This is a genomic window from Pseudomonas sp. G(2018), from assembly GCF_005502415.1.
Taxonomy (GTDB): domain Bacteria; phylum Pseudomonadota; class Gammaproteobacteria; order Pseudomonadales; family Pseudomonadaceae; genus Aquipseudomonas.
The window spans coordinates 1-7,846 of record NZ_SCOO01000072.1 but is presented as its reverse complement, the minus strand read 5'-3'; the positions used below and the strand labels follow the sequence as shown (position 1 = coordinate 7,846).

Annotated in this window: 8 protein-coding genes; 2 read left to right on the top strand and 6 right to left on the bottom strand. The window is 52.4% G+C overall.

Going from position 1 to position 7,846, the window contains the following annotated elements:
- Nucleotides 1-1,005: 1,005 nt before the first annotated feature.
- The 5 genes from icmT to FFS64_RS30835 are packed head-to-tail and all read right to left on the bottom strand — an operon-like array spanning nucleotide 1,006 to nucleotide 5,962.
- Nucleotides 1,006-1,275, bottom strand: a complete 270-nt coding sequence (gene icmT, locus FFS64_RS30855; RefSeq protein ID WP_137808423.1) for an IcmT/TraK family protein — start codon at nucleotides 1,273-1,275, stop codon at nucleotides 1,006-1,008.
- The gene (gene traJ / locus FFS64_RS30850) at nucleotides 1,272-2,498 is read right to left on the bottom strand and encodes a plasmid transfer ATPase TraJ (protein WP_137808422.1); all 1,227 of its coding nucleotides are present in this window, start codon (nucleotides 2,496-2,498) and stop codon (nucleotides 1,272-1,274) included. Before traJ ends, icmT begins: the two co-directional genes overlap by 4 nt.
- A complete protein-coding gene (locus tag FFS64_RS30845) occupies nucleotides 2,482-3,048 on the bottom strand; it encodes a hypothetical protein (protein WP_177498746.1) in 567 nt (188 codons plus the stop codon). Before FFS64_RS30845 ends, traJ begins: the two co-directional genes overlap by 17 nt.
- 52 nt (nucleotides 3,049-3,100) lie before the next feature.
- Nucleotides 3,101-3,667, bottom strand: a complete 567-nt coding sequence (locus FFS64_RS30840) for a hypothetical protein (RefSeq protein ID WP_137808421.1) — start codon at nucleotides 3,665-3,667, stop codon at nucleotides 3,101-3,103.
- A 33-nt stretch (nucleotides 3,668-3,700) separates the two neighbouring features.
- Nucleotides 3,701-5,962, bottom strand: coding sequence for an LPD7 domain-containing protein (locus FFS64_RS30835; RefSeq protein WP_137808420.1), 2,262 nt, complete (start codon nucleotides 5,960-5,962; stop codon nucleotides 3,701-3,703).
- A 258-nt stretch (nucleotides 5,963-6,220) separates the two neighbouring features.
- Between FFS64_RS30835 and FFS64_RS30830 the strand changes: the two genes are divergently transcribed.
- Nucleotides 6,221-6,751: a hypothetical protein gene (locus FFS64_RS30830; RefSeq protein ID WP_137808419.1), complete on the top strand. Its 531-nt coding sequence runs from the start codon at nucleotides 6,221-6,223 to the stop codon at nucleotides 6,749-6,751.
- Nucleotides 6,726-7,442 (top strand): hypothetical protein, encoded by a 717-nt coding sequence (locus tag FFS64_RS30825; RefSeq protein ID WP_137808418.1) that lies wholly within the window; start codon nucleotides 6,726-6,728, stop codon nucleotides 7,440-7,442. Before FFS64_RS30830 ends, FFS64_RS30825 begins: the two co-directional genes overlap by 26 nt.
- A gap of 208 nt (nucleotides 7,443-7,650) precedes the next feature.
- Here FFS64_RS30825 and FFS64_RS31540 read toward each other — a convergent pair.
- On the bottom strand, nucleotides 7,651-7,846 hold a 196-nt coding region (locus FFS64_RS31540), incomplete at its 5' end, for a hypothetical protein (protein WP_218571105.1).

The window sequence follows — 7,846 nt, the reverse complement described above, 5'->3', positions numbered from 1 at the left end:
GAACTCTTTCTGTATTTCAAAGAGAGGATCAAGGACGTTTATAGGTCGCCAGAACGCGAAGCTGTAGACCAATATGGTCTGATAGTAGTTGGTGGTCAGGCGTTGTCACTGTGTGCAACTGACCAATTCCGCGCCAAGGTCAGTCGTCGGTATCTATCCATTACGTGGCTCGTTTAGGTATTCTCGTAGGTACTGTTTATTTGTACAGGTCTTTTGTATGGCTCGCGATCTTCCACCTTTCCGGTCAGTCACCCAATCCGAGCTGCGGGATTATTGGACTAAGTACCCTGATTCTGATGTCCGTCGCTTGATTCTTGAGGTCGAGAGTTACCGGCGCTCAATGCTCGAAATAGATCGTTTGTATGGGGCGATCCAGCAAGCTTGGAGCACAGAAGTTGGCGGCGAGTTGATCGCACTCTACATGCTAAAGCGCATTGTGTTCGATGAGCGGATGCGAGGCCTGCAAGCAGTCCGTGAACCGATCCATCCCCAGCGGTCTTAAAGTAGCCAAATTGCTGACGAGGTGCTGGCCCGGGCGCATCGACCGACGTGCACCAGGTGCGCGATCAGCCGCGGAAAAGAGCAGGGCAGGGCACGGCCACCGGCGCCGCCGGCACCTGCAGGAGCACCGATCACCCACGAACCCCACCGCCTGCACGGGGATCCCCTGACCCATCCCCTAACACAGACCGTGGATTTGTGGATGACGGTCAACACCGGCCGCCGGCGGCGGCCATACCCATCCCCCCGCCCTTCCCTCCAGGAAGGGAGCGAGTCGGCCTCTGACCCCAACGGCCATGGGGGGAGAAGCAACCCCATGACCGCCGGGGGAGCCTTGATTACCAGCCACCTGGTAAAGGGACCGCTGCGCTTCAGTCCTCACCCGTTCGGTGCTCGCCTGCAAGCAGGCTGTGCGCCGCATGCGGCTTCCGGGCTGACCCTTGACCGCAAGAACGCAAAAAGGCCCCCTACGGAGCCTCAATTGAATGGTAACCCAGGAAATCCCTAATCGAGATCCTTAAACCGGTTGCGATACCACCATGGCCTGGCAAAGATTCTCGATCCACGTACAAAGTGCAGAGCCTTGCCCCATAGCACTTTAAATGTCAGACCGAAGCGTGCGAGCACGGCAAAAAAAACGATCGTGCCCACAGCCAGCGCAAACGTCCAATACGCCCAGTGAAACATCCAAATAAATATCGGCAAAAATGCCATGCAGGGGATACCGAAAATTTTTGGGGACCGACCCGCGTGTTGCCAAATTGAAGCACTCATGCAGCAACTCCAGAACGTGTACGGAAAGCTTTGTGTCCGGCTAGTTCGATAAACTCCTCTTTATCGATACGCCCAGCTTCGAATAGAGCCCAGGCCTTGTCATCTAAAGTGGCGCCCGCTTCTTCAAGCTTTAACCGCAGCTCCAATGCCCACCGCTCGTATGAGTGAGCTTGAAGTTCATTTCGTAGATCGCGGTCAAACACCACGAACTCGCGGATGGCTTGTCGCTTTCCATCTGTGGTTTTGAGCAAGCGCTGAACGACGATAACTCGCAAGCATCCCATCAATCGCGACGCGACAGCCGACTGCTGTGCAGGAGGGTAAACCTGAATAATCCGGTTGATCGTTTCCGGAACCGATTCGGTGTGTACCGTTGCATAACAGAGGTGACCGCTTAAACCCGCCTCGATCATCGCGTCCATTGTTTCCAAGTCTCGCGCTTCGCCGATACCGATGATGCTTGGCTTCCGGCGCATTGCATTTTTCAAACCTAGCGCGAACGTCGCTATGTCCCGGCCGATTTGCGATTGGGACGGCTGGGGGCCTTTCCAATGAGCGCCGCCCAGGACGAACTCGATCGGATCTTCGTAGGTGACAACCTTGCGATCGGGCATTTCCTGCCCTGCGTAGCCATAGATGCCCGCCTGCAATGTTGTTTTACCCGATCCGGTAGGACCACAAACAAGAACTAAACCTTGGCTAGGGTACATGGCCTCAAAGAGCTCATCTTCGATCCCCATTTTTAGAATATCAGGCAGCTCGGAAGGGATTATTCGCATCGTGATCGAATAAGCTTCATCCAGCTTCGCAACGCGAGCCTGAACGAAGTTGCACCGAAACCGGAGAAATCCACCGCGCTCGATGCCAAGCTCTTCACCTTCCAGTTCAAGGGCTCTGTCAGCGCCTTTACCTGAGCGAATGTTTGACTCAACTTCAGCCTGCCATACGGTTGCAATTAATGTTGGCAGTTGACCTTGTTTGATTGTGTGCAGTGTAGCCCGGCATTGACGGCCGTGAATTTCAGCCCAAATGTAATCGCCGCCTTGGATAGTCAAGTCAGAAACGCCATTGTCAGCGCAGTGCTTTAAGAAGCGTTTGAAATTATGAGGGCCAAAATCTCCCTGAAACTCAAAAGGCTTTATCAACGGAGCGTGTTGCACCGGACTCTCCGCAGAGTGCGCTCCTTCTATTGAAATTCGTCCTGGTTCATTTTGTGACGACATACGATCCCTTCTGTCCTGGTGCAACTGTAATTTTACTTAGCCGACGCTCGATTTCCTTTTTGTAACGACGAGCTGGTTCACCTCCAGCAGGGCGGTGGTACATTCCAGCAGCTTCAAGCCAGTCCCCGCTTGTTTGGTAATGGGTGCGCAGTAACATCGCGGCGACCTCTAAATTTCTTCGCGGAAAGAGCGAGTCACACGGTGTCGCGAAATACTTATGCCCGTTATAACCCCAGTTCAGTTGACCAATTCCAATGTCTACCGACCTCCCGCCGTGTTTCGCAACGGCTTTGTTAGCCTCGCTACATGCTTCTTGAAACGTCGCGAAACGCTTAGGCGTTCCTGCCACATTTAATATCCAAGGCCAAGGATAAACACCAATGGTCAGTTCTGTATTACTTTCAGTTTGCGCAATGGCATACAGGTAGTTAGCGGGCACACCCTGTTGCCACGCAATTTGAATGTATGTAGGCGGGGGCTCTTGGCAGCTTCCTACCATTGGAAAAACTGCCGCAGTAATTGCGATAACTAAAATTCGAAAAATTCTCATCGCATGGTCACCATTGAGGACTCGAATCACGGAATTAAGGCAATTAATGGTCCTACTTCCAGATGTCATTCCAGAATTCACTGTCATCGGCTGTAGATGTACTTCCTGATGCTGTGGCTGGAGCCTGCGAAGATTGGACAGCTGCAGGAGCCGACGTAGTATTAAAATTGGTAAGCGTTCCTATGCTTCCTGACACTGTGCCAGGTGAACCGGAATTGATAGTCCCCGCATCTGTGGCTTGTTTGTACTTATCGTAATCGGAATACAGATTCTGCAATGCACTCCCCATCCGGGACTCAGTGGCGCCATCGGCCACGTCATTTATCTTGTCACGGGCTAAACTGCAAACTTGTTTGAAAATCTTTTCAGCCCAGTCCCCAAATGTTTCTGACGGACCGTATGTTGGGCCAGCTTTGATTCCAGTTACGCCACCTACGCATTTTTCCAAAACATCTGAAAACGAGAGCTCGTCCTCGACGGTTTGTTCTGCCGCCTTCTTGTCCTCTTCATATCCGCTTTTACTACCACGAACAGCGGCCTCACCGCTCCGGCACGTTGCTGCATTCACGTTCGCAGACATGCAAAACAGAAGAAGAAGGGCACTGAACACAATTTTCATAACGGATCCTCGGTGGAGAAGGCGGCAGCTCAATCAAGCTCGAGCGCGGCTACGCGCTTTTTTTGGGGCGCTGGGTTCTTGGGCGCTGGCCGCCGCCGGAGGCTGCTTTGCCTCCGGTTGTGCCGCCTGCGCCTTCGCCTTTGGGTCAGCCGCTGCCTCGGCCAGCTGTTCGCCAGCCTTTGCTCGCTCCGGACGCGCAACCCGGTCCTGCACGAAACCTAATTTGCGGTGCATGTCGTCGTCGACGTATTTGGTGATCCGTGCGCTCAATGTCTTGCCGCCGATGTTGAACAACACATCATCGAAATAAACAGGCTTCTGATCATTACGCTTGTTCAGCGCATTACCGAAGCCGAACTCTTCCCATTTAGCGGCATCACCTTGGCCGACCACTTTGGACAATTTGATGAAGTTTGGTTTTATTTCACCTGTGCCTACATCTGGTTTACGCTCATTTAGATGCGCAATGACCTGATGTTTAATGCCGTCCACTTTCATAAAGCCCTGGAGATAATCGCCCTTGCCTTTGAAGAGCAACACGGTGGTGTCGTAATCGTCACCTACCTTATTGACTCCTCGAAGAATCAGCTTCTGTTCGTCACCGTTTTCGTGGTTAACACCCGGACTAGCATTTTGCTCTGTCATCTGACTCTCCTGCTGTGCTGTGTGTGAATCTATCGCTGTACGGCTATGCTCGAAGGCAACTAGTAGCTCCTTGGCGTTGGATGGAGCAATCACTTGGTTGCCGCTCTTATCAAACCAGTAGTAGGTGTCTACGGCAGGCTCTGGCCCAAGTTCGAGGAGCAAGACCTCGCGCTCGTTGTTATCGCTACTCCAACTTTCAATTACGGCGTGTTGCACCTGCCACCAATCCATAGCGGAAATCGGAGTCAGCTCGCTGGTAGCAGGGGCCGGTCGAGTGGTGGGTTCAACCAACGTCAAAGTGGGGGGAGTCGCCTCCTTCAGATCGGCAAATTGCGCATCGGCCGCTGGCCGATCAGTAACAACGATCCACTCGTTGCGATGAGTGTCGATAGTTTGAGTGTCGACAACTATGCCTTGGTCATCTTTGATATCTTTTACGACGGTTACTGGTTTTTTACCGTTATTGACCAATTCAATCATCTCACCGCCTGCAACAGACGCTGTAGCCATTGCATCGGCCAAACCTACACCCCATGTTGTCGACAACTGACCGTCGCTGTTTTCGAGAACGACGAAGTAACTGTCTTTGTTGCCTTTCTCATGGTCGTACGGCGCAACACCGTGCTCTACCAATCTCCCGGCGAGACGATTGACGGGCTTGGGATCCTCACGCTTAACCACAGCCAAATTGGGGACGGAGCTGGAATCAACGGTGACCTGCGGCTCAACTCTGGCCAACGCTTCGTCTTGAACTGTCTCGCCAGTGGCGCCTTGCGTGTGCTTGGGCATTGCAGCCGGGAGTTTGTAGTTGGGATAAGCGACGGCCAACTCCCGCAAAAGCATCTCTTGAGCGGGACTTTTAAGACGAACCTCGACATTGTTCTTCAGCATCACTTCAAGTGCTTTGCGTTTGAACTCATCTGTCCCGGTTAAGGAGAAAGCGCCGCCGTACTTTTCTTTGGCGAGAAGAATTGCGCCGAGGATCGATTCTTCGTCATCGAGCGCTTTGTCCTCGACAATGATGTGGCGACCATGATCGATGAATGCTGGCCGTTCGCTTACCAGGTAAAGGACACTCCCATCCGGCCGTGTCTTATAGGTGATGCTGTCAAGCACTTTGCTTGCGGTAAGCAACTCTGGCGCATGATCGGGATGCTGCTCGCCGCCGGAGAAACCGTTGAGTCCCGAAGTATCTATAGGCAGTTTCGCTTGGGCGTCCGTATCACGCAGCCGGGCGACGAGGTCTTTGGCTGTTACGCGATCCTGCTCAATCCCGCGGCGTAAACTCTCCTTCTTGAGCTCCTCCACCTTGTCCGCCACATCGCCGGCCAGCTGCTGCATTTCAACGCGATAAGCTTCGTAGTTTTGGAAGTTAGAAGAGATATTGTCAGCGGCAATTTCCTCGTCAATTGACGAAAGAAGCCTGAAGCTCGCGATGTCACCATCGACCCAATGGCGCAGCAATCGTTCTGGGATTTCAGGGACTGCTTCAGACTCCCCGAGCATCGTGTCGCGCCACTGGGTAAACCTGACCGACCGGGCTTCTATCGCCGCTAGTGGCGATTGGCCCCCAAGATCGCTATCCGAGTCGTTTTGACTGTAGACAGCGTCCGTAAATTGTTGCATTTGTGCGTCCGACTCTGCGCTCATGGGGATCTCCCTATGCTAGTGGTAATAGCTACCTCTGCTCTCGCCTTCAGTCGTCCTGAACTACTGCTGAAAACGAGGGTCAAAGGTGGTGCCGTTTGCGTGCTGCCGTTCTTTTGTATTGTGTATACTATGCAAAATAGCAGCATTTTGGAAGATCTGTAAAATCTCCATGCTGGGAAACCAATTTCCCGGCCTGCGAGTCAGAAATTTCCTACCGAGTGATGCTTCTTTGCTACCATCAATGAAAAGAGAGTGGACATGACCAAACAGCTCCTTCAACCGATCTGCGGAACCGACCTCGAAAGATGGCGCCTTGAAAATGGGCTATCAAAAGTGGCGGCAGCAGATGCTTTCGGTTTGCAGAAGGCGAAATGGGAAGAGCTGACCAGTCAGGAGCGCTCAAGCACTCCTATCAGCGACCCTGCTGTGGCTTTGTGCCTCTATGCGTATAAAAGTTATCCGGAGTCTTCGCCGGTGGAGCATCCGCCCGCTATCAAGGAGTTTTTTGACTACCTTGGACTCGATGCTGAAGCCCCGCAGGACCTAGAGATGTTTGCTACGTTGACCGGGAGGTCAGCGCCGTCGGCTTACCGCTTGATCAAGCATGGCGGTAAGCCAGGAAGACCAGTAATACGATGGATCGAAGCTGTGCGCAGACTAAATATGACTTCAAAGCAGAGTCAAAAATTTATGCGCGACGCGGTGAGCACTGTTGCTGACCACCAAGGCGTTGAGAAAGTTCTGATTCAAGGTTGGACAAAAAATGGTGAAAGTAGCGAACACGAATGAGCAAGAAAAGAACGAACATATTATCGAGTTATCGACACTTTACTTTTACCAAGGTAACGCGCCGCGCTCCATAGCATTAAAGGACTGCGGACTAAAAACTAAAAGCTCCATTGAAGGAGCTTTTTCTGCGTTGTATGGATATCAAAGTAAGCAGGAAGCTTTTATGGCTGCACGCAGCTATGCGAATGAACATCGCCTAGATTTTACGGTCATTGACTTTTTAGTTAAATTGAATGAAAAGCAAAATCCGTTGATGATGAAACCAGAGGACATGGCAAATCATGACTTCATTACATTTCAACGACTTTCAAAAAGCTCTATGGAAGAGGTTCAGTCGACGCTCAGAGGAATACTTATTTCTGAAGGGACGGATCCGGATAGCCTCGGAATATTTAAACCGCATATTGTTTTGATGCAACGCCCCGATTTGGTGGCAAAGTTGATGAATCAACCTGAGTGGCAGCACTTTAAGGTTATTGCACATCCGGCAGATCTTGAGTTTAGTCCCCGTCCATTGAATGTAGGCACTGTACCTTTTCGGCATTGGGACGCTATTCAAGAAGCCACTTGCCGACTTAATCCGAATATACGCATTACACTCGATCCTCCACCTCCAACAAATACCGGTAGCACAGACTCTTTAGCTCATATGCCATTGCACAAAACTAAAGCTACGCAACGCATGCGCTGATCGGACTAGCTATTTAAGAGCCGGCTTCTTGCCGGCTTTTTCGTTGCCCATGAATTTAGACAATGGTTTATCCTTCTTTATTTGCACAGCGCCATGGCCAGATGCTCAACGCTTTAACCAGCATCCCGCCCAGGACGTCGACCAAACCCGATGCGCCGATCGAGCGCGGATCCGCTGGCCAACTCCCTCACTCTCTCCCGGATATGCTTCACCGGCGATCGCCGGCCGCGCCGTGCCGATCGGCACCGGCCTCGATCACGATCACCTGCAGCAGTTGCCGGCGCCGCCGGCATCGAGCAACTGACCAGGTGCTGGCCCGGGCGCATCGACCGACATGCACCAGGTGCGCGATCAGCCGCGGGAAAGAGCAGGGCAGGGCACGGCCACCTGGCGGTGGCCACCGG